This window comes from Pedobacter sp. BMA (genome assembly GCF_001027745.1).
Lineage (GTDB): Bacteria > Bacteroidota > Bacteroidia > Sphingobacteriales > Sphingobacteriaceae > Pedobacter.
The window spans coordinates 1-22,190 of the sequence record NZ_LECU01000010.1 but is presented as its reverse complement, the minus strand read 5'-3'; the positions used below and the strand labels follow the sequence as shown (position 1 = coordinate 22,190).

16 protein-coding genes and 3 tRNA genes are annotated in these 22,190 nt (G+C 41.3%); 7 read left to right on the top strand and 12 right to left on the bottom strand.

All coding sequences use genetic code 11. The features are described from left to right. Positions 1 to 5 precede the first annotated feature (5 nt). The 7 genes from AB669_RS19980 to AB669_RS19950 all read right to left on the bottom strand — a co-directional run bounded on the left by AB669_RS19980 (position 6) and on the right by AB669_RS19950 (position 6,586). The gene (locus AB669_RS19980) at positions 6 to 1,901 is read right to left on the bottom strand and encodes a 7TM diverse intracellular signaling domain-containing protein (protein ID WP_053058503.1); all 1,896 of its coding nucleotides are present in this window, start codon (positions 1,899 to 1,901) and stop codon (positions 6 to 8) included. A 286-nt stretch (positions 1,902 to 2,187) separates the two neighbouring features. Further along, positions 2,188 to 2,775 (bottom strand): DUF4468 domain-containing protein, encoded by a 588-nt coding sequence (locus tag AB669_RS19975; RefSeq protein ID WP_047801135.1) that lies wholly within the window; start codon positions 2,773 to 2,775, stop codon positions 2,188 to 2,190. Positions 2,776 to 2,887: 112 nt separating this feature from the next. Beyond that, a complete protein-coding gene (locus tag AB669_RS19970) occupies positions 2,888 to 3,226 on the bottom strand; it encodes a hypothetical protein (RefSeq protein WP_047801134.1) in 339 nt (112 codons plus the stop codon). A gap of 886 nt (positions 3,227 to 4,112) precedes the next feature. Then, a tRNA-Pro gene (locus AB669_RS19965) sits at positions 4,113 to 4,186 on the bottom strand. Positions 4,187 to 4,236: 50 nt separating this feature from the next. After that, a tRNA-Pro gene (locus AB669_RS19960) sits at positions 4,237 to 4,310 on the bottom strand. 101 nt (positions 4,311 to 4,411) lie between these two features. Then, positions 4,412 to 4,498: transfer RNA gene (locus AB669_RS19955), tRNA-Ser, on the bottom strand. Between the two features lie 81 nt (positions 4,499 to 4,579). Further along, a complete protein-coding gene (locus AB669_RS19950) occupies positions 4,580 to 6,586 on the bottom strand; it encodes an HD family phosphohydrolase (RefSeq protein ID WP_156166823.1) in 2,007 nt (668 codons plus the stop codon). 190 nt (positions 6,587 to 6,776) lie between these two features. Between AB669_RS19950 and AB669_RS19945 the strand changes: the two genes are divergently transcribed. The 7 genes from AB669_RS19945 (at position 6,777) to AB669_RS19920 (ending at position 14,162) form a co-directional block, all read left to right on the top strand. Beyond that, positions 6,777 to 7,634 carry an SPFH domain-containing protein gene (locus tag AB669_RS19945; protein WP_047801225.1) on the top strand — a complete coding sequence of 286 codons (858 nt, stop codon included), beginning with the start codon at positions 6,777 to 6,779 and terminating at the stop codon, positions 7,632 to 7,634. A gap of 34 nt (positions 7,635 to 7,668) precedes the next feature. Next, complete coding sequence (locus AB669_RS21870) at positions 7,669 to 7,842, top strand: Arc family DNA binding domain-containing protein (RefSeq protein WP_082120747.1); 174 nt, start codon at positions 7,669 to 7,671, stop codon at positions 7,840 to 7,842. Between the two features lie 102 nt (positions 7,843 to 7,944). Beyond that, positions 7,945 to 9,123: an acetyl-CoA C-acyltransferase gene (locus AB669_RS19940; protein WP_047801132.1), complete on the top strand. Its 1,179-nt coding sequence runs from the start codon at positions 7,945 to 7,947 to the stop codon at positions 9,121 to 9,123. Beyond that, complete coding sequence (locus tag AB669_RS19935; protein ID WP_047801131.1) at positions 9,124 to 10,017, top strand: hypothetical protein; 894 nt, start codon at positions 9,124 to 9,126, stop codon at positions 10,015 to 10,017. It begins immediately after the preceding gene. Positions 10,018 to 10,163: 146 nt separating this feature from the next. Beyond that, positions 10,164 to 11,759 (top strand): peptide MFS transporter, encoded by a 1,596-nt coding sequence (locus tag AB669_RS19930; protein ID WP_082120746.1) that lies wholly within the window; start codon positions 10,164 to 10,166, stop codon positions 11,757 to 11,759. 66 nt (positions 11,760 to 11,825) lie between these two features. Further along, complete coding sequence (locus tag AB669_RS19925) at positions 11,826 to 13,307, top strand: peptide MFS transporter (protein ID WP_047801130.1); 1,482 nt, start codon at positions 11,826 to 11,828, stop codon at positions 13,305 to 13,307. A gap of 114 nt (positions 13,308 to 13,421) precedes the next feature. Beyond that, a complete protein-coding gene (locus AB669_RS19920; protein WP_047801223.1) occupies positions 13,422 to 14,162 on the top strand; it encodes a polyprenol monophosphomannose synthase in 741 nt (246 codons plus the stop codon). Here AB669_RS19920 and AB669_RS19915 read toward each other — a convergent pair. The 5 genes from AB669_RS19915 to AB669_RS19895 form a co-directional block, all read right to left on the bottom strand. After that, a complete protein-coding gene (locus AB669_RS19915; protein WP_047801129.1) occupies positions 14,151 to 14,669 on the bottom strand; it encodes a YdeI/OmpD-associated family protein in 519 nt (172 codons plus the stop codon). The two genes, AB669_RS19920 and AB669_RS19915, sit on opposite strands and share 12 nt — an antisense overlap. A gap of 53 nt (positions 14,670 to 14,722) precedes the next feature. Then, entirely contained in the window at positions 14,723 to 17,722 is a 3,000-nt protein-coding gene (gene dnaE / locus AB669_RS19910; RefSeq protein ID WP_231582722.1) for a DNA polymerase III subunit alpha, read from the bottom strand. A gap of 67 nt (positions 17,723 to 17,789) precedes the next feature. Further along, complete coding sequence (gene dinB / locus AB669_RS19905; protein WP_047801127.1) at positions 17,790 to 19,094, bottom strand: DNA polymerase IV; 1,305 nt, start codon at positions 19,092 to 19,094, stop codon at positions 17,790 to 17,792. Between the two features lie 201 nt (positions 19,095 to 19,295). After that, entirely contained in the window at positions 19,296 to 21,257 is a 1,962-nt protein-coding gene (locus AB669_RS19900; protein WP_047801126.1) for an OmpA family protein, read from the bottom strand. 42 nt (positions 21,258 to 21,299) lie between these two features. Next, on the bottom strand, positions 21,300 to 22,190 hold an 891-nt coding region (locus tag AB669_RS19895; protein WP_047801125.1), incomplete at its 5' end, for a type IX secretion system membrane protein PorP/SprF.

Here is a 22,190-nt window from a genome sequence, read left to right as displayed (position 1 = left end):
CCATTCTACTCCATGATCAGTTTAGTCCACCCCTCTTCCCCGGCCTTTTTCACAATGTCTTTCTTCTCCTGATAAATCTTCTGCATTTTGGAGTTGTAAGTCCAGCAAGTTCCCTGCCGGATCTCCAGAATCTGAGAGAGTTTATAGGAAGATATTGTGCCTTTGGAGTTGTACACCAATAGCAGCATATAGAGTGCTTTATTAATTGGAATCCGGCTGTTCTGAAAGAGTGTTCCGGCAATTACTGATTCATCGTAACCACAGCGGGTACAACGACGGGCATGGGGTGTGGCACCATTTAAATAGTGATCATTACCGCATTTTTTACAGGCATATCCCGCAGACCACTTTAACTCAGAGAGGTACTTAAAGCAACTTTCTTTGTCAGGATAGATTCTGCTGAACTCTTCAAAATCGACTTTTTTAGCCATGACACGTGCCTTAGTTACACGCTCGATGTTCAGGTTCAGTTCTTTAACATCCTGTTTCAACATTGCATTCATTACCGAAATTTCCACGTTTTGTGCCTCAATAATTTCTGCCTTCTCACGAAGCTCACGCGTTCTGGATTCAACCATCGCTGTCAGTTCATTATTCAGTGTCTGGTTAAGCTTATCATTCACCTGAAGCTGTTCTATAATCCGTTTTTGTGCAAAGTTCTTTTTCTTTCTTAAACTCCGGATGCTGTTTCCTATTGCAAAGGACACCAACACCATTTCAATTACAAAGCAAATACTTAAACTATAATAAGCCAGCGTACCGTAAGGAATCCATTTGAGCAGTAGTAGTATTTTAACAGCGAAACCAGACAGGAGAATTCCGTAACCTGAAACCAAAAACAGTGCAGGCTTGAAACCCATCCGGTAAACGGACATAGCAGATGAGAAAACCACGATCAGCGGGATGATTTCTATTATCTTAAAGTTGAAAAGCGTTGGAGAGATTAAACAGGCCAGAAAAAATACGGTACGTAGAAAAATGGTGCACAAAACTATCTTGTGGAATAGTGGTGATTTTGCCTTGAGATAAAGGAATCTGATGGTGAAGAGCATTCCGAATATGCTACTGATGAAAAGTGAAACCCCGAATCCATAGGTGTTTAGTGCAGGAAAAGAAGGCCAGAGGTATTGGAAAGCAATACCATCGTTGCACATTTCGTAAAGGCCAATCCCGAGATTGTACAGTACGTAATACAGATATTGTTTCCCTTTTATGGCAAAATACATGAGCAGGTTGTACAAGCAAAACACGAAGATCATACCGTAGAATAACCCGAATATGAAGTATTCGCTAATGGCATAGCCTAAAAACCACCTGAAATCGCGCACCACAAAAATAGCGCTTACCGGATTATCACATTTAATCCTGACATAATAAGTTAACAGTTTGTTAGAATTATTATTGAGGTCGTATGTAAAGTTCTTATGTTCATATACCCTGTTAGCAAAATCATATCGGGTACCGAATGAATTTTCCTGATAGCTGGTGAAGCCGTCGGACACGTACAGTTTGAGGTCGGTTATGGACTGATCAAAAAACTCCAGGATCCATTTCTTTTGAGAGGCCTCATTGTGGCAGATTTTAAATCTGTACCAATAAGCAGATGCCTGATGCTCGTTTTTGGGGATCCGGTTTTTATTGGGTTTAAACTGATGTTGATATACTGAAGTGATGATTTCTCCGATGCCGAGTTTACCTGTTGGATCTTCCAGAATGTCGATTTGATTGTAAGTAAAGAGCTGGTGTGGGGTATTGTCATCTATTTTAAGCGGAACCTGGGCGCGTATTTTACCTGCGAAAAGCAATATGGTTGCACACAAACCGATTGTAATGAGCTTGAGGGATTTTAATGAGCGAATAATCCCTGCTTTTCCGTAGATGAACTGGAACGTATCTTGCATGATAAATTTGGTTAGTCGGCTTATATTACAAAGAATATTGCAGAAACCCAATTGCTATGTCAGATTTTGCTGAAAATTATTGACTAAGCGGGTTATTTGCAAAATCTGACTCCACCTCTACTCCACAGTGACACTACCTTTTTGCGCTAAACGGTGGAGTTAAGGTGCTTATTACGAAGCTTAGGGGGCAGGGATGGTTGGATTTGACTGCCTTGATCCTGCCTTGATATGGCGATGAAGCCTGGTTTAAATCCACTTAATATTTATCAGGCAGGCAATGAGTGATTTAAAAGTCATCGAGTCTGGCCTCCTTGATGATTTCATTAAAGGAATTCAATAGCCCCCGGAAAATGGTATTTAATTCCAGTGAAGTTGCCTTGGCCCTGTCAATGCGGGCTTTTCCGGTTATGGGTGGAGATTTCAGAATCAGCGAATCAAGATTAGCGGTCACTTCCTCTCCAACCCGGGGCTGAATGTTTAAAAGGATATCATAAATCCTCATCCGGTATTTTCCGTCTCTGACATCGAACTGAACGCTAAACTTATAGATCGGGTATCCTTCAAGACTGCTCACCAGGGAAGACCGGTTCTTCACGTCTAAAAACGCTTTCCCGATGAGTTGTCCTGTAGTGATGTCCTCTGACTGGAGAACAGGTCCGGTATTTTTAAGCTTATCAGCCATCCACTTTTTTGCACTGGCGTATAATAGCGGCTTCTTTACATCCATCCCCTCGACAATTTTTTCGTATACCAGCTTACCGTTTTTGATGGGTAAATCCTGCTGGTATTGGTAGCTTTGACCATATGAAGATGTTGAAATAAGGATCAAAAACAGAACCGACCAGAATTCCAGGCTACCTGATATACTTTTCATGGCTATAACTCATTTAGTAAATGTACTAACAAAGATAAATCATTTGGCCATAACACTACGTAAGGAATACGCATGTAAAGTGCAAGTTAGTTAAAGGCGAGATTATCAAAAACTAAACCTCGTCTATAACGGAAAAACCTTTTGATCTATCGCCGGAAGTCCACTCCCAGGTTTCGTGGAGCCGAATTTTTCCGGAAGGCAATATCTCAGGCACTGAATTACATATCCCTGTCATCAACTGCCCGGATTCATTTACCTGGTGATAGCGCATATCAATTGAGCCGTCGGCACTAACAATACCTATTAAGTGTCCTGTTTGGATTTGACCTCCGGAATAGCTGGCAGTAAGTACATTACCCACTTGCGAATAATGAAATTTTGTCTCTTCAGAAGTTTCTCCATTCTCAGAATTGGATGATGGAATGAAGATTCTGTTATTATAATTGATCATCGTGCTAATTTAGCATTAGATCGTATAACACATAATCATTTACCTGCAAATAATAATGGCACTTATAATGTTCTGCTACACTATAATCTAATTTATTTTTTTTATATGTTAAACAATGGATAGAAATGGAACACCACATCAGACCAGCTTACTCATCTTACAGGCTGCAAGGTTCGCTATCCTGAAAAGCACAATGGTGATTACTTTCCATGTATATTTATTTAAGAATCTGAAAAGCAAAATATAAAATGAAACTGTACTCAAATTGTGTTTATTAATATGCCTGCTGACTGGTTGTGCCAAGAATAGTGATTGCCCTATAAGCGAATCATCTGGAGATGATTACCTGGGTAAGTATTATTGAGACAAGGGTAATGTCTTATACTGTAAACTTATTCCAGTATAGACACATTATAGGACAGGGTTATAACCGTCTGAGTGTTACCCAGTGCTTACCCAGTCGTCACCCAGTGCTTACCCAGTGCTTACCCAGTCATGAATTGGGTGAGCACTGCGTAAGAAAAGAGTAATTACACTTTAACCTCTTGGAAAGTCTACCGGATATCTTTCTGTTGATATAGACTCTAGATTATAGATGGACCTTTAGCTGATAGTGAATTCAGACAGATGGAAATAATTGAAAAACAATAATTAGTTCCGGGCATTCATAGAGATGTAGTCCCCAGGGAGGCAAACGAAATAAGATCAGAAAGTAGTAGTTCAATGTTGAAGCCTGAACAATCTTGGTTTGCTATTGAACAAAATTATTTGCTTGCGGTATTTCAGTTTAGATATTTAGTTACTGAAAGATCATTCGCGGTTGGTGGTGGTTTATTAGAAAATAAAAAAGGACAAAATGAAAGTAAATTCACTTTGTCCTCTGAAGTCGGGATGGCAGGATTCGAACCTACGACCTCCTGCTCCCAAAGCAGGCGCGATACCGGGCTACGCTACATCCCGAACAAGGTATCACCTTTTGTAAACCTTTTTAAAGTAGGTTAAAACTTTTGTCGGGATGGCAGGATTCGAACCTACGACCTCCTGCTCCCAAAGCAGGCGCGATACCGGGCTACGCTACATCCCGAACTTGGTATCTTCTTTTTTTACTTCCCTTCTCCAAGGGGTGGCAAAGATATGTTTTATAATTTATAAAACGATTATTTTTTGCCTTTTTATTTCAATTTGCGGAGAGGGCGGGATTCGAACCCGCGGTACCGTTACCAGTACGACAGTTTAGCAAACTGTTCCTTTCGGCCACTCAGGCACCTCTCCGTTTTCCTCATTCATCTTGTCATACCGACCTTGTTTTGAGGTGTGCAAATATAGTAAAACAACCTATTCTACAAAAAAAAATTACAAAATTTGTTGATAATCTATGCGCACATGATAGATACTCATAAGCATCGTCTTGAATATCAATTTGATAGTTTCGATATCTTTTAATGTCAAATCGCAGTCATCGAGCTGATTTTGCTCGAGTTTGTAATTAATTATCCTTTCAACGATATCATTTATGTTCTGCGCATCGGGATTTTTCAGACTTCTGGAGGCAGCTTCTACCGAATCAGCGAGCATTAACACCCCTTGTTCCTTGCTAAAAGGGATCGGTCCGGGGTACCTGAAAATGTTTTCATCAACAAATTTTTCTGGCGTATTTTTTAAAAACGACTGATAAAAATAGTCCACCCTGGTATTTCCATGGTGCGTGCGGATAAAATCAATGATCACTTCAGGCATTTGATTTTTTCTCAAAATCTCTATTCCTTTATGAACATGCTGGATAATGATCTGCGCGCTTTGTTCATAGGGCAATTTATCATGCGGACTAATGGCTGTATTTTGGTTTTCGATGAAGTATTGCGGATTATCTACTTTACCAATATCATGATAGAGTGCTCCTGCCCTAACCAATACAGAATTACCGCCTATCTTAAATATCGCCGCTTCTGCAAGGTTTGCCACCTGCAATGAATGCTGAAAGGTTCCAGGTGCTTTAAAAGCCAGTTCCCGTAAAAGTTTATTGTTGGTATTGGTGAGTTCGATCAGGGCTACATCTGATGTGATACCGAAAATACGCTCAAACAAATAAATTAATGGATAAGCCAGCAATGATAACAGTACGCTAAATATAAAGGGCACAAAGTTGATCCATTCAATTTCCCTAAAGGAACCTTCGCGCAAAAGTGCAATACCAACGAAGGCTACAAAATATGACATCAGGATATACAAGGCAGAAACCAGAAAACGTTCACGCTTTACAAAGTTCTTAATACTAAAAATAGCGACCATACCTGCCGTAACCTGATAAAACACGAATTCGAAACTATTGGCTACGAAGAAACCGGCAACCAGGATAACCAGCATGTGGAGATAAAGTGCCAGTCGGGTATCAAATAGAATCCGGATGATAATAGGGACGACGCAGAAAGGTATGTAATATAAGCTCGGAATCTCTACTTTTATCGCCCAGGTAAGTGCAAGCAACATTCCGGTTGTCACAATTAATAATAGCGACAGCTGACGATTATCGGCAAATATATCCTTACGAAACAAGAACAGGAACGACATGAGAATGGTTAAGATGAAACTTACCAATATCACCTGCCCCAGATATACCAGCGCGCGGCTGCCAATGGTTTTGGTTTGTGCATCGTAGGTTGACTTATACGATTCGAGCTTCTGATAAATATCTTCGTCAATAACGTCATTCTTAGCTACAATCAGCTCGCCCTTTTGCACCATTCCTTTTGTCGTAGAAATATTATTAAGTGTGGTTTCCTGGATCGTCTGGGTTAAGCGTTCATCGAAAACGATGTTCGGGGAAATATGATCAAGTGCCAGATTAACAATTAAATCTACAACTACCTGATTCGGCGCTTTGAAATTGGCTTTAAAATAATCCAATGCGGTTTCAGCCGTAAACACATCCTGTGTATTCACCTCCCTGGCCACATTATTCTCCATCAACGAAAAGTCGTAATTCTTCCCTCCTGCCTGATGTTTGACGTTGAGCCCAATAATTCCTTTATCATAAACAGACTGCAGAATTTTATAAGCCTGAGTTTTATACTCTATCCGGTCTTTTTCACCAAGCTGGGTTGATTTCCATTTAATATCAAATTCATTCGAAAATTCTTCAAGCGAATTGCTGGTTACTTCTCGCTGATATTGATAAACGGGCAAAATATCTTTAAGCGCATTCTTCTTATCGGTACTTACCTGCGGATTAGTTTTCAGGATAGCAAAACTGAAAGGAGAAATCAGGTCTTTATTTTTCCATACGGTATTCTTTTCAAACTCGTACCTGAAGCGGGGTTGTTTGGGAAGGAAAAGCGTAATGATGAAAACCGTAAATATCATCATCAGATATTTGAGATTTGATGAATACTTGCGGTACAGTATTTTATGAGAATTTCTTTTGATTTTGGCCAAAGCGATAGAATTATTGTGCTTTCAAAATTAACATTTTTATCTAATATAAATTTTAAGTGTTTTGTTTGCATTTACCGCATTTTATATTTTACTTTATGATATCAAATTAATATCAATCATGTATCAGGAAAAAATCATTAGTCCGCCCTCGGGTTATTTAACCTTCGTATTAAGTCTGGCACTTTTAGGTGCTTCAATTTTTTGTTTTTTCACAGAAGTATTTCTCTGGGGAGGTATCCTATTGGCCATCGATATATTCTTAATTTTTCCAGGTTTCTTAATCATCAATCCCAATCAATCGATGGTTTTAACTTTGTTTGGAAAATATACGGGAACGGTTAAGGCTGACGGATTTTTCTGGGTAAACCCATTAACGGCAAAAAGAAGGCTATCGCTAAAAGCCAATAATCTGAACGGCCAGCAATTAAAAGTAAATGATAAATTGGGTAATCCTATCGAAATTGCTGCTGTTGTAGTATGGAAAGTTAATGAAACCGCCAAAGCAGTGTTTTCGGTGGAAAACTACATGCAATACGTAAACATTCAAAGCGAAGCTGCCGTACGGCACCTGGCCAATATTTTTCCTTATGATCATTCCGAAGGCGAAGAGACCAGTATTACGCTGAAAGACGGGGCAGAGAAAGTAAGTGAGCTACTGGAAAATGAGTTGAACGAAAGGCTGTCGAGGGCTGGTATTGAAGTTCTGGAAGCCAGGATTTCGCATTTGGCCTATGCTCCTGAAATTGCCAGTGCCATGTTGCAGCGTCAGCAGGCTACGGCAGTTATTGCTGCACGTAAGCTGATTGTTGAGGGTGCTGTGGGAATGGTCGAAATGGCGCTCGAAAAATTATCGCAAAAAGGGATCGTGGAATTGGATGAGGAACGCAAAGCGGCAATGGTAAGCAATTTGCTGGTAGTGCTATGTGGCGACAGACACGTGCAGCCAGTAGTTAATACCGGAACCTTATATAATTAGTATGCATTTCCGGGAGAAACTTTAAGCAATAGCTATGGGGGAGAAAGATAAAAAAGCATTTGTTTTAAGAATAAGCCCTGCCTTACTAAAGGATATTGAGACCTGGGCTGCTGATGAATTCAGAAGCACTAACGGGCAGATTGAATTTTTGCTTACGCAGGCTTTGAAATTGAGAAAAAGAGGGCAATCAAAAGAGGACAAGGTATAACCGATTGAACTGGTATGCTAAAATGACTTTTCACCCGTTAGTTGAAGATAAAAAAATATATAACTTAGTAGCCTAACCAAAAGTTCATAAAATTTTTAATTCATGAAAGAAGTTGTAATTGTATCGGCAGTCAGAACCCCCATAGGAAGTTTTGGAGGTTCATTATCTCAGTTTTCGGCTACACAGCTTGGAGGCTTTGCCATTAAGGCTGCTATTGAAAAGGCAGGCTTACAACCCGCACAAATTCAGGAAGTATACATGGGCAATGTGCTTTCGGCAAACTTAGGACAGGCACCGGCTACACAGGCTGCTAAAATTGCCGGACTTCCTGACCTACCCGCCACTACCATCAACAAAGTTTGTGCTTCAGGCACAAAAGCCATTATGCTTGCTGCCCAGAGTATAGGCAATGGCGATCAGGATATTGTTGTTGCAGGCGGCATGGAAAGCATGAGTAATGTACCCTACTATCTGGATAAGGCCAGAAATGGGTATCGCCTGGGGCATGGTCAGCTAACGGATGGTCTGGTAAAAGATGGGCTTTGGGATGTCTATAACGATTACCATATGGGCTCCGCGGCAGAACTTTGTGCATCGGAGTGTAACATCAGCCGCGAGGATCAGGATAATTTTGCTATTGAATCCTATCGAAGGGCACAAGCTGCGCAAACATCGGGTAAGTTTTCAGGAGAAATCATTCCGATTGAAGTGAAAGACAGAAAAGGTGAAATCACTGTAATAGATACCGACGATGAACCTTATGCTGTGAAGTTCGACAAAATACCAAGTATTAAACCTGTATTCAAAAAAGATGGAACTGTAACAGCTGCAAATGCTTCGACACTAAACGATGGGGCTGCAGCACTGGTTTTGATGAGCCTAGAAAAAGCACAGGAACTTGGTTTAAAACCCATAGCCAGAATTTTAGGATATGCTGATGCGCAACAGGCACCGGAATGGTTTACTACAACGCCGTCAAAAGCCATTCCCTTAGCGTTGCAAAAGGCAAACACACCTCTGGCGTCTGTGGATTTCTTTGAAATCAATGAAGCTTTTTCTGTCGTTTCGATTGCTAATAACCAGAACCTGAATCTCAATCCCGAACAGGTAAATGTTAATGGCGGTGCAGTATCCTTAGGCCATCCGTTGGGTGCATCTGGTGCCAGAATTGTTGTAACTTTGTTATCGGTGCTGGAACAAAACAACGGGAAAATAGGTGTTGCCGGAATTTGTAATGGCGGCGGTGGTGCCAGTGCACTGGTTATTGAGAAAATGTATTAAATGAATATCAGATATTATCTCTTCATTATATTGGCGTTGCTGATCGTTGAAGTAAAGGCTCAGCAACACGACCTTAAACTCAAAAGTTTACAGGATACCCTTATTAAGATTTCCACGGCCGCAGTTGCTGCTGAAAGTGACGAGGTAAAAACCGAAATTAACGGGCGTTTTGTAAAAACACTTGTAGAGGCTTTAAAAATCCCTAATTCCTTCTCTTATCCATTCGACTCATTGAAAAATGTATCGGTCATTCAATCGCCAGACCGAGCGTTCAGAGTTCTGAGCTGGTACCTGAAGCAAAGTAATGGCACTTACCGCTATTACGGAACGATACAGATGAATACGAATAACGGGCCTCTAAAACTTTATCCTTTAATTGATCAGACAGACAATTTTACTGATGCGAATGCCATTAACAATAACCAGAAATGGTATGGTTCCAGGTATTATGAAATTGTGCCGGTTAAGAGTGGGAACCACTTGCCTTATTATGTATTATTGGGCTGGAAAGGGAATAACGAAACCACCACAAAAAAAATCATCGAAATACTGACATTTGAAAAAGATAACCTTGTTTTTGGTGCGCCTGTTTTTGATGGCAAAGAACTGAAGGGTAAAAACAGAATCATTTTCGAGTATGCTAAATCGAATGCTATGGTTCTTAAAACCGATCAAAAGGCAGGAATGATTGTGTTCGACCACCTGGCTCCTTTTGACCCTGAAATGGTGGGAAGGGCCGAGTATTACGGATCTGACGGCACTTTCGATGGCTTTAAGTTTATAGGAGGCAGACTGAAATTACAGGAAGAAGTAGAATTGACGAATGAAGCCAATGCAATGGATGAACTCTATGCCGATCCGAAGAAAAATCTTAAGCCCATCAGGAAGTTTTAATTTTTACGATCACCTAACAAGTTCATTACCTTCCGCGTATACTAAATATTTGTGAGTTTGCCAATCACTGACTATATTGCGCCCTGCAAACTAGCTTAAACAACACACAAATTCTGAATTCATAAACTAAAACCAACAAACGTTTTATGCAAACATCTAGTGAAACGACTAGCATTGACCATGATAAGGAGTTAGATCTCCATTTAGCAAGTCAGGGCGTATCAAGTGAGAAACTATTTAGCCATCCCGTAGGTTTATTTGTACTGTTCTTTACTGAAATGTGGGAACGCTTCAGCTACTATGGTATGCGTGCCATTTTAGTTTTATTTTTAATCAGTGATCTAAGTAAAAATGGCTGGGGCTGGCCTCGTCCGGAAGCCCTGCAACTTTATGCATTATATACCGGACTTGTTTATTTTACGCCAATACTGGGCGGATTAATTGCCGACAGATTTACAGGTTACAGAAAGGCTGTTATCCTTGGCGCTGCTATCATGACCCTTGGACATGCTTCAATGGCTCTGGAAGGAATCAGTACCAATTTCTTTTATTTAGGTTTACTACTGCTTATCGTCGGAAACGGATTCTTTAAACCAAATATTTCCTCCATTGTAGGTAAACTCTACCCTCCTATCAGCGATAAAAAAGACAGTGCTTACGCCATTTTTTACATGGGTATCAACTCAGGTGCCTTTATAGGTATGTTAATGTGCGGTTATATTGGCGAAAAAGTGGGCTGGCATTATGGTTTCGGATTAGCCGGAGTTTTCATGCTTTTCGGGATGCTCCAGTTTTACTTTGCACAAAAAATATTCGGTGTAATCGGTGCTGCTGTTGATAAAACCGAAAAAGTAGAAAAAGCAGACCCGACTGTTGTTGAAATCCCTAAACATGTGAGAAGTCAGCGTTTATGGGTGATCGCCATCCTTTCTATATTTACTATTTTCTTCTGGATGGTTTTCGAACAGGCTGGCGGATCTATGACAATCTTCGCCAAGGATTATACGTTGAGAAACCTGACCGGGGGTGCAGCGACAACTTTTAAATGGATTGACAGTATTTTAACGATTTTCCCTTTGGTTGCGGTAACTGTAGTATTGGCCAGTTTAGCTTCTAAAATATTTAAAAAATATCCGGCAACCATTTTGTTTACCCTGTTAAGCTTTGTTATCATCTGGGTTATTGCTATCTGGAAAGTAGACAGAGAGTTAGGTTCTGTAAGCACAGAGGTTCCTGCTTCATGGTTCAGCGTTTTAAACAGCTTTTTCATTGTTTCACTTGCACCAATCTTTTCCAAATTCTGGGAGAGTAAATTTAACCCCAGCGGTCCGGTGAAATTTGGTTTAGGGTTAATATTTGTAGGGATCGGTTTTGCGGGTTTAGCCTACGGTGGATCAGATATCCCTCAGGGCGCTACTTCAGCCCAGGTAAGTTTATTCTGGTTAATTTTTGCTTATTTCTTCCATACTGTTGGTGAGCTTTGCATTTCCCCAGTCGGATTATCTTACGTGAGTAAACTTGCCCCTCCCAATCTGGTAGGCCTGATGTTTGGCGTTTTCTTTACCTGTACAGCGATTGGAAATTACCTTGCAGGTGCAACCGGTTCTTTAATCGATAAAATCAGTGCAGAATATTCTATATCAACCTTCTTCTTAATATTCACTATTATTCCGGTAGTGGCCGGATTCGTGATGTTTGCTATTAGTCCGATATTGCGTAAATGGATGCATGGCGTACACTAGAAAATAAAATAATCTAATTTTTAAAAACCCGCCACTACTGGTGGGTTTTTCTGTTAAAAACTTGTAATGGAAAAAGAAATAACATTAGAGCAGATTCAGAATTTTGAAGGTAAATATCCAAAGCAACTTTGGTATCTGTCACTTGTAGAGATGTGGGAGCGATTCTGTTTTTACGGTATGCGCGGTGTACTCGCCTTTTTCATGGTGGAGCAACTGGGTTTGAGCGACCAGAAATCAAATCTGCAATACGGCGCAATACAAGCATTTGTGTATGCTTTTACTTTTATAGGCGGTATTTTTGCCGATAAAGTATTAGGCTTCAAAAAATCTTTGTTCTGGGGTGGTTCGCTGATGATTTTGGGAAACCTCATCCTCGCGGTTTCTCCACACGATTTCTTTTATGCGGGCATTACGCTTTCCATCATTGGAACCGGCTTCTTTAAACCCAACATCTCATCGATGGTTGGTGAACTGTATCACGAGAAAGATAACAGAAGAGATGCGGGCTATGGGTTGTTCTATGCGGGAATAAATATTGGTGGTTTGCTTGGTGGTGCGATGTGCATTTATCTGGGCAAGTATTACAACTGGCACTATTGCTTTCTGTCGGCAGCATTGGTGATGGCGTTTGGTCTTGGTACGTTTATCTTTACTAAAAAGCACCTCGGACCTATTGGTGATTCTCCACTCCTTAACCTCGATAAAAAGAAACGTACAATTTATGAAATCGCCGTCTACATCGGCTCGCTGATATCGATTCCACTAATCTTTATCATGGTAAAGAACACCGATTATACAGATTATTTCATGTACACCATTGGCATTATAGCCCTGATTTATTTTATTTATGAAACAGCTATGGTACCTACCCTGCAGGCGAAATATAAACTGATTGCAGCTTTTGTTTTCATTTTTTGTTATTTCATTTTTATGGCTATTTCTGAGCAAAGCGGCGGCTCATTATCGCTCTTTGCAAAAGATAATCTCGATCATAGTCTGGTTTTTCTTAACATCGACCCTAATGTGGTTAACAACAGTGTAAACTCACTATTTGTGATTATTTTCAGCCCGTTGATAGGTATTTTGTGGATAGGGATGCATAAACGCAAGATAGAACCTAATACCGTTGTTAAGTTTGGAATCGGTTTTCTGTTACTGGCACTCAGCTTTTACGTTTTCTATGCTACGCGTTTATTTGCCAATGCGCAAGGGATTAGTTCGTTGAATATTTTCACGTTAGCCTATCTTTTGCTTACCCTCGGAGAACTTTGCCTGGGTCCAATCGGGATGTCGATCATCACCAAACTTTCCCCAAAAAAGATGTTCGGTATGATGATGGGATTATGGTTTCTATCCAGTGCTTTCGGGCAGCTTGCAGCAGGTAAATTAGGCGCAGAAATGTCGACTATAGAGAATGCTTCGCTGATGGCTAAACTAGTTGCTTACACCGAGGGATACAAGGTTTTAGCATTGTATTCATTAATTGCCGGCGTTGGACTGATCGTGTTTTCGCAGCTGGTGAAGAAATTAATGGGCGAAGTTCGTTAAGCTTTACATCAAACATTTAATCCCTATTAGGCTTCCGGATAGGGATTATTCACTTTTAATATTTACTTTCGCAGTTTGAAAGCTAAAATGGCTTTCGTTAAAAAAATAATAACCGTGTCAGACAGTTTAGTTATCATCCCTACTTATAACGAAAAGGAAAATATAGAAAAGATTATCCGAAAGGTATTTTCTTTGACTCAGCCTTTTCATGTTTTAATTATTGATGACGGCTCGCCCGATGGCACAGCTGAAATTGTAAAATCGCTGCAGGGAGAGTATCAGGATCATCTGTTCATCGAAGAGCGGTCAGGGAAGCAAGGACTGGGCACAGCCTACATTTATGGTTTCAACTGGGCTTTGCAACGGGACTATCAATACATCTTTGAAATGGATGCAGATTTCTCGCATAATCCCGACGATCTTGCCCGCTTACGTGATGCCTGTTTACAAGGTGCGGATGTGGCGATTGGATCAAGATATGTAAAAGGTGTTAATGTGGTAAACTGGCCTATGGGCAGGGTGCTGATGTCGTATTTCGCCTCAATGTATGTGCGCTTTATCACCAGAATAAACATTCAGGATGCCACTGCCGGTTTTAAATGTTATCGCCGGATTGTACTGGAGACTATTCCGCTAAACAAAATACGGTTCGTGGGGTATGCCTTCCAGATCGAAATGAAATTTACGGCCATCAAATTCGGTTTCAATGTGGTAGAAGTCCCCATCATCTTCACTGATCGGACTGAAGGGACATCAAAGATGAGCACGCGAATTTTCCGTGAAGCATTTTTAGGTGTTATCCAGATGAAAGTAAGTAGCTGGTTCAGGGACTATAACCGGAAATCATCCATCTAAAGGCCTGGATTTAGATGCTCTGATCATTGCTCCATAGTCCTGCCCTTTTTCCATTGCACTAACGGTCATGGTCAGTCTTTTAGTTCGGGTAGCTTCTGTTTTAGCCTCGTTAATCCATTTAATAAAATAGTTTTGATGCGACTTCGGTTGCCCCAGAAAATGCTCCAATAGTCCTTCCCCATCGGCAAGGCATATCTCCAGATCTTCGGGCATTTCAATTTTGAATGTTATGTCCTCTTCCAAGAATAATTCAATAGCTGCTCCCGCCTCTTTTTTAAGCTTTTTACGAAGCTCAGATCGCAGCGCAATGATGTAATCCCCCTCGCCCATTGGGATGGTGGCCAGACCGCTTATTTCAAGCGCATCAATTTTTCCTTTCACCCTGAAAGTTACTTTGCAACCGGGTTTTATTTCGTTTGCCTTAGCCGCGGGAATGAATACATAACTCCATCCCGTCTTTTCGCCCATTTGCGCGAAGCGCTCTATTTCTGCTTTAAGGTGAACCATAACTAAATCTCGAGGACATTACATCAGCCAAGATATGAATTAATCGGGTGGTATTAGTGAACTGCTACCGGATTCATAACAATCTCGAGCTTGGCAAACTTCAAAACTTCAATACTTGGAAAACCAAAATCTTCCACTACTTTACCTAATATCAAATAGCAGCCCTTCCCTTTAAAAGGATACAACGGTGTAGTATTCGGAAAATGGGTGGTATCAAAGAAATCGCCCTGATCATCTATAAAGGTGCCGAACCACATCTTAGTATTTTTGATAGTACGGACAGTTTTCTCACAAACATAATTACCAACCATTTTCACTGTCTGCCCCACATATCGCTGCAGATCTGCCGCCTTTACGTCACCACGGTATTTGGTTTTCAAAAAGTCGAACATGGTGTAATTTAGAGGAAATCCCAATAGTTCCAGCTCGGCATAGGCATCTTCCAGAGCGGAATTCTCGAGTTCTGGCAACTGATATACGCTATGTTCTACACTAAACAGCTCAGCCGTATTGATTAACTTCCGCTGGTGCCCCAGATAGTTATGAATATCCCATAACAGGCTCTTCTTATCTTTGCCCGTAAATCGTAGCGCGCCCAAACGAATCAGTAAAATAGATTGTTCCAGTGTAATCTGTGTACGCTTCACAAAGTCCTCCAGGTTCTTAAAATTGCCATTTAACCTACGCTCGTGGGGTATTCGTTCGATAAACTTATTTTCAAGCCCCTGTATACCGATAAAGCCCAGGTAGGCTTCATTCCCTTTTATATTGACCACGTCATCGCTAAAGTTTACACAAGGCAAATGCACCCTGGCGCCTGTTTTCTGTAATTCATGTACATACACCCATCTGCTGTAAAAACCTCCATAATTATTCAGTACCGCAACCATGAACTCTTTTGGGAAATAAGTTTTAAGGTAAAGGCTTTGATAGCTTTCTACCGCGAAAGAAGCCGAATGGGCTTTCGAAAAGCTGTAGCCTGCGAACGATGAAACCTGCCGCCAAACCTCTTTAGTCACTTCTTCATCACGTCCTAACTGTTTCGCGGAATCGAAAAAACGTTGTACCAGTTTATCAAACTCCAGTTTCGACGGGTACTTGCCACTCATGGCTCGCCGCAATATGTCTGCATCGGCCAGATCCAAACCCGCATAGTGATGACAAATCTTAATCACATCCTCCTGATAAACCATAACACCGAAGGTTTCCTGCAATTGCTCTTTCATCACCGGGTGGAGGTATTTGACCTGGTGAGGAGCATGATAACTCTGAATGTACATTTTCATCATACCAGAGCTGGCTACCCCGGGACGGATGATAGAGCTTGCTGCCACCAGCGTAAGGTAATCTTCACAAGTGAGCTTTTTCAACAATTGACGCATGGCCGGCGATTCGATATAAAAGCAACCGATGGGCTGACCTTCCCTGAGCTCAGCGTTTAGTCTCGGGTCGTCCCGAAACCTGGGGAAGTTATGAATGTCTACATCCTTACCCTGGTTTTCCTTAACAATACGAACAGCCTCTCTAATGTGCCCTATGCCCCGCTGACTTAAAATATCGAATTTCTCGAAACCAATAAATTCGGCTTCATACATATCCCATTGTACGGTTGGAAAGCCTTTGGGAGGTAAATCCAAAGCAGTATAGTAAGTAAGCGGCTCTTCAGAAATTAAGATTCCGCCAGCATGAATCGATCTTTGGTTGGGCATATCTCTCATGAGGCTGTGGACCAGCATTAACTTTTTAAACGTAGGGTTTTGGAGGTTGTCCCTTTCTTTTGTCTGGTCGCTAAAACTGTCAATTTCTTCTTTGGGCAAGCCAAGTACTTTTCCTATTTCGCGGATAATTGCCCTGTCTTTAAAAGTACTCATGGTCCCTAGAAATGCTACATGTCCTTTAGGATACCGATCAAAGAGGTAGCGCTGTATCACCTCCCGTTCGTCCCATGAAAAATCGATATCAAAATCAGGCGGACTTGTACGTTTTTCATTTAAAAACCGTTCAAAATACAAATCAAGTTCAATTGGATCAACGTCTGTAATGCGTAAACAATAGGCAACAATGCTATTGGCTCCAGATCCTCTCCCCACATGATAAAAACCGCACTTGTCGATAGCGAAACGAATAATATCAAAGGTAATCAGAAAGTATGCACAGTAATCCAGTGCTTCAATTACCCTGAGTTCCTTTTCGATCCTTTCCCTGGCAACAGCATGGCCCACCCCATATCTATATGCTAAACCTTTCAACGTGAGATTGCGAAGCATCAGCCGGTCACCATCCGGACCTGTTCTAGTATAAGTTTTTTTATTTTTAGAGAACTTGCCCTTCACCAGGTAGTCATCCATGGAGCAACTATCAAATATTCGCCGGGTGTTTTCGAGTATAAAAGGATATTCGGCAAACTGATTTTCAATTTCCTGTTCCGAAATCAAAACTTCTGCTTCCAAACATTTATCTGCTTCATCAACTTTAGTTAGCAAGGTGCTGGAACTGATTGCCCGCAAATACTCATGCAAACGATACTCATACTTTCCTGTAACTGTTACCGGGTGCCAAACCACCAGCTTATGCCTGATATGATCCAAAGGATGGGAATACAAAAAATTGAGTTGGTCACGTCGTATGCCCATAAACTCATTTGATCTCAATGTCCGGTCGGCATTTTTGGAAAAAGGATAAATCACAAAAGCATTTTCGAAAGCTGGTGCAGTTCGTGGAAGTTCTTTCTGATTCAGGTTATGAAAGGTTAAAAACTCGTTGAGCTCCCTCATACCTTCCTTGTTTTTTGCTATACCAATGTAAAGTAAAAGGTTATTTAACCGGAATTCAATGCCGGTAACCGGCTTAATTAAATATGGGTTATTTCCTGCGTGCTGTTCTGTTTTGTCGACCTTGAGTTTTTGCTTTTCGCATTCACGGATAAACTCCATGGCACCCGTTGAATTATTGATATCGGTTAAAACCAATTGGTGAATATCCAATGCGCGGGCCTGACGTACAATTTCCTGAACGGGAATGGTTCCATATTTAAGGCTATATGTAGAATGCACGTTTAGAAACATTTCAGTATCAGGTACAAGATATGGTGGGTGATTGAATGATGGGTGGACAGTTTAACTAATCCAGCTTCGTTGCTGTTCCCAGGTCAGTATTAATGAAGGTTCTGATCCGCGAACGTCTCTTCTCTTCCGTCTCATCCGGCCGCTCTGTTGTCGCTTTTTTCTTCCTGGGGTTATATTTAATTACTTTATTATTTTCATCTTTAAGAGGGGGCTTGACGATGCAGGCTTTCACTACCGATTCTAATCCATAATGATCCCGTACTTTATCCATTGCCTGGTACAAATCGTATTCAACTTCAGAAGTATGGTACAGGCCAATCTGCTCAAACCCGCTCACCAGATGAGACAGTTTTACCCCGATCAGGCGCAACATCATCCGGCGGGAATAGAGTCGCTCAAACAAGTCGTGCGCTTTTGCGGTCAGAAATGAATCCAGCGCAGTATAGGGAATCCGCGCCTGCTGGGTAACCGTTTCGAAATTCGAGTACCGGATCGTAACCGTAATGCAGGCTGTAAGTTTCTGCTGGTGCCGGAGTTCATAAGTTAAATTGGTAACCATTCCACTTAGTATAGCCTTCATCTTCGAAATATCCATACTGTCACTTTCAAAAGTTGTTTGGGTACCGATTGATTTACGTTCCCGGTAAGGCACTACGGGCGAAAGATCAATTCCGTTGGCTTTCTGCCAGATGCCCAGTCCATGCTGACCCAAAATCTTAAACATCAAATCCTGCGGAACTTCTGCAAGTGTTTGTATTCTACGCACGCCCATCTCACTTAGCCTTTTATAGGTTGAATCGCCAATGCCCGGTATTTTATGCACGGCCAGGGGATTCAGAAATGAGCGTACTTCAGGCAAGGGGATTTTGAGCTCTCCATTAGGTTTACACTCATTGGTCACGATCTTTGAAACCGTTTTATTAACAGATAAGCCAAAAGATATCGGTAAGCCGGTTTCTTTAATGATGGTTTGGCGCAATTCGGAAGCAAATTTCATGCACCCAAAAAACTTGTCCATCCCGGTCATGTCGATATAGTGTTCATCGATGCTCGCCTTTTCGAAAAGCGGGACTTTATCCGCAATAATCTCTGTGATTTCGTGAGATGCTTTGGAATAGTCTTCCATATTCCCGCGGACAAATATTGCCTGGGGACAGAGTTGCCGGGCCATCCTTCCTGGCATAGCGGCATGTACACCATACTTACGGGCCTCATAACTACAGGAAGTTACTACGCCCCGATCAGATCCGCCTCCAACAATAACAGGCTTCCCAACCAGGCTGGGATTTTTCCTTAATTCTACAGATACGAAAAAGGCATCCTGATCCATGTGTATGATATGTTTATCAGTCTGGTTCATATCATCAGCGTTTAAAATGTTAAGAATAATTTTACAATCAAAATTACTAATATATTTAGCTTTAACTTAAAAATCAATTTGTGAATTATCCACAATATACTAACATTTTTAGCTTAACGTTTTTTATTCTGAATGTTGGTGCATAAAAAATGCCCTGATATTGCTATCAGGGCATTTCAATATTTATGCTATTAGTCTTATTTATTGCTTAACAATTTTAAACTCCGTTCTTCTGTTTAACTGGTGATCAGCATCGCTGCATTCTACACCATTGCTACACTTGTTTAACAGTTGCGTTTCGCCGTAACCTTTAGCCGTGATGCGGTTTTTAGCAATGCCTTTTGATATGATATACTGAACGGCAGACTCAGCTCTTTTTTGCGACAAACTCAGGTTATAACCATCCTTTCCGCGGCTATCGGTGTGCGAGCCCAGCTCAATCCAGATCGTTGGATTTTCAACCAAAATCTTAACCAGCTTATCCAGTTCAACCGCTGCATCCGGACGAATATTCCATTTGTCGAAATCGTAGTAAATATTTTCCAATCTGATCCCTTTCATCAGCTCAATTGCTTCAAGGTATAAATCCTGTTTCAACACTTCTGAGGTTGTTAAGCCAATAGTGGCCAGGTTTTCTACATCAGATCTGTAAGCGGTTTTTTCAGCAGAAACATTGTACTCAGATTCTTTCGCGAGATTAAACTCATAGAATCCGTTTTCATCTGTTTCGGTTTTGATTACTGAGCCATTCACTTTAGAAAGTGTAACCACCGCATTCGTTAATGGATCGCTGGTTTTACGATCGAAAACCCGTCCTTCCAGTTTAAAAGCCAATATCGCTTTCTGATCTATCGAATAAATATCATCACTACCCACTCCACCTTCACGGTTTGAGGACAGGTAAACAATGCCGCCTTTTTCATTCAGACTGAAACTAAAGTCATCCTGAGGAGAGTTAAAGGGGTAACCAAGATTCTCTATCACACCAATCCCACCTCCTTGTCTTAAAGCCTGGTATACATCCAGTCCGCCCATACCCACTCTGCCATCGCTTGAAAAATAAAAATTATCTTTCTCATCGAAAACCGGACTCCGTTCGTTACCAGGTGTGTTGACCTCTTTCAGGTTAATTGGTTTTCCCCATTCTCCTGCATCGGTTTTCAGGCAAACGTAGATATCTGTTCCACCTAAGCCGCCAGGCATGTTAGATGCAAAGTACAGACTATTGCCGTCGGTGGTGACAAACGGATCTCCAACAGAATACTCGTTCACGTTATTGTAAGTGAAAGATACCGGTTCGCTCCAGGTACCATCTGCGGATTTGGTGCTGCTGAATATTTCAACGTTAACCGTTGTGGGTTGTTTTTTCAAACGTTCCAGTTCGTCGGTAATGCGGGTGAGTGTAAAATACATGGTTTTCCCATCAGCAGTAAAACTTGCTGAACCCACATGATAACGCGTACCTGTTCTGATTGGAAACAATGCCAGACTGTCTTTAGAAGAGGCTTTATAATATAATTTGAGGTAGCCATTTCCCGTCCAGCCATATACATTGGCATTGGGCTCTTTGGTGCCATCAAATCGTAAGAACGGGCGGCTTTCGTTCGATTCCAGTTTACTGTTTAAACGGTCAGATGTAAAAACTACTCCATTCTGATATTTGAAAGCTCCCCAGTCTGATTGTGTACTGTTTAATTCCTTTTGATTGATCAGCTCTACTTTTTTTGGATTCCTGATCCATTTTATTGCTGAATCACATGATCCGATCCAAACGGCTTGCTGCCTTTCCGGAACGTCTTTTTTCTGCTCGATATAATTTAAATACTGAACTTTTGCTTCACTGTATTTTGAATTATTCTGGAGCGCTTTTGCATAGCCTAAAATATTTTCAGGTTTACTGCCGGCCATTTTAGAAGCTATTGCATACCAGCTTTCTGCCTGTTTGTAATTGTACATATTGGCGTATGCATTGGCCAAACGTTCGGCAGCGTGTAAAGTTTCTTTCTTTTTATAGGCCTGCTCGTATAAATCTGCCGCCTTGCTGTAGTTAAACAAGTCAAACTGTTTATCAGCATCCTTGATTACATATTGCGCTTGCGCAGAGAAACCAGTTACAAATAAACAATATGCAGAGAAGCAGGTACCTATTAAAATTTTCTTCATTATAATTGATTGGATAATTTAGCTAATTTACTGATTTAATGTTTAAAAAACCCTTGGTGTTGCCAGTCGGATGTTTGGTTTGATGAATGAATAGGCAATTGAGATCTCATGTGTACCTCCGCTATACCCCTGTAAAGGACCGATAGAGAAATCATAACCATAACCAATCCTGATTTTTTCTGATGGGAAGATCTGTATCGCTGCAACAGCAGAGTTACGTGGTGTCAGGTCGTTTTGAAGATAGCTCTTGTCGTAGAGTTTTACACCTGTGCGGTATGACCCACCTACCCAGAGAAATTCCTTAATCAACAAAAAGGCATTTAAATCTAAACTCGTTGGCCCACCCCTGTCGTCTTTTAACAGAAAAGATGGCTTGATCTGAAAATTTTCATTGATCGGGAACAAGGCACCAGCTGTAAGATAATAATGAGGCTTTGGTTGTGCAATGAAGGCGTACCGGTCTATATTGATGTAAGTCGCAATCAGATTGTCAACGGAGAATCCGGCATAATACCTGTCGTTGGCAAAGTATACCCCTGCCCTTGCATCAGGCACAATGGTGCTTTGTACACCAACGGGCTGATAGGGTTCAGGATCGTTGGGGTTCAGCAGTGAACCGTCGATACCCAGTTGCATCATTCCTACACCCAGACCCAGCGCTAAACGGGAACTCCCGTCATCATTCATCCGTATCCGGTAGGAATAATTTCCATAAACGCTTAAGTTGGTTTGGGCACCCAGTTTATCGCTGGCTACCTGAAGGGCCAGGCCCACATTGCCACTGTTTGCAATGGCATCAACAGCAAGGGCCATACTTTTAGGTGCACCGGTAATACCTGTCCACTGACTGCGGTAAAAGCTGTGCACATTGAGTACCTCTTTGTAACCTGCGTAAGCCGGATTGATGTAAATCCCGTTGAACATATACTGACT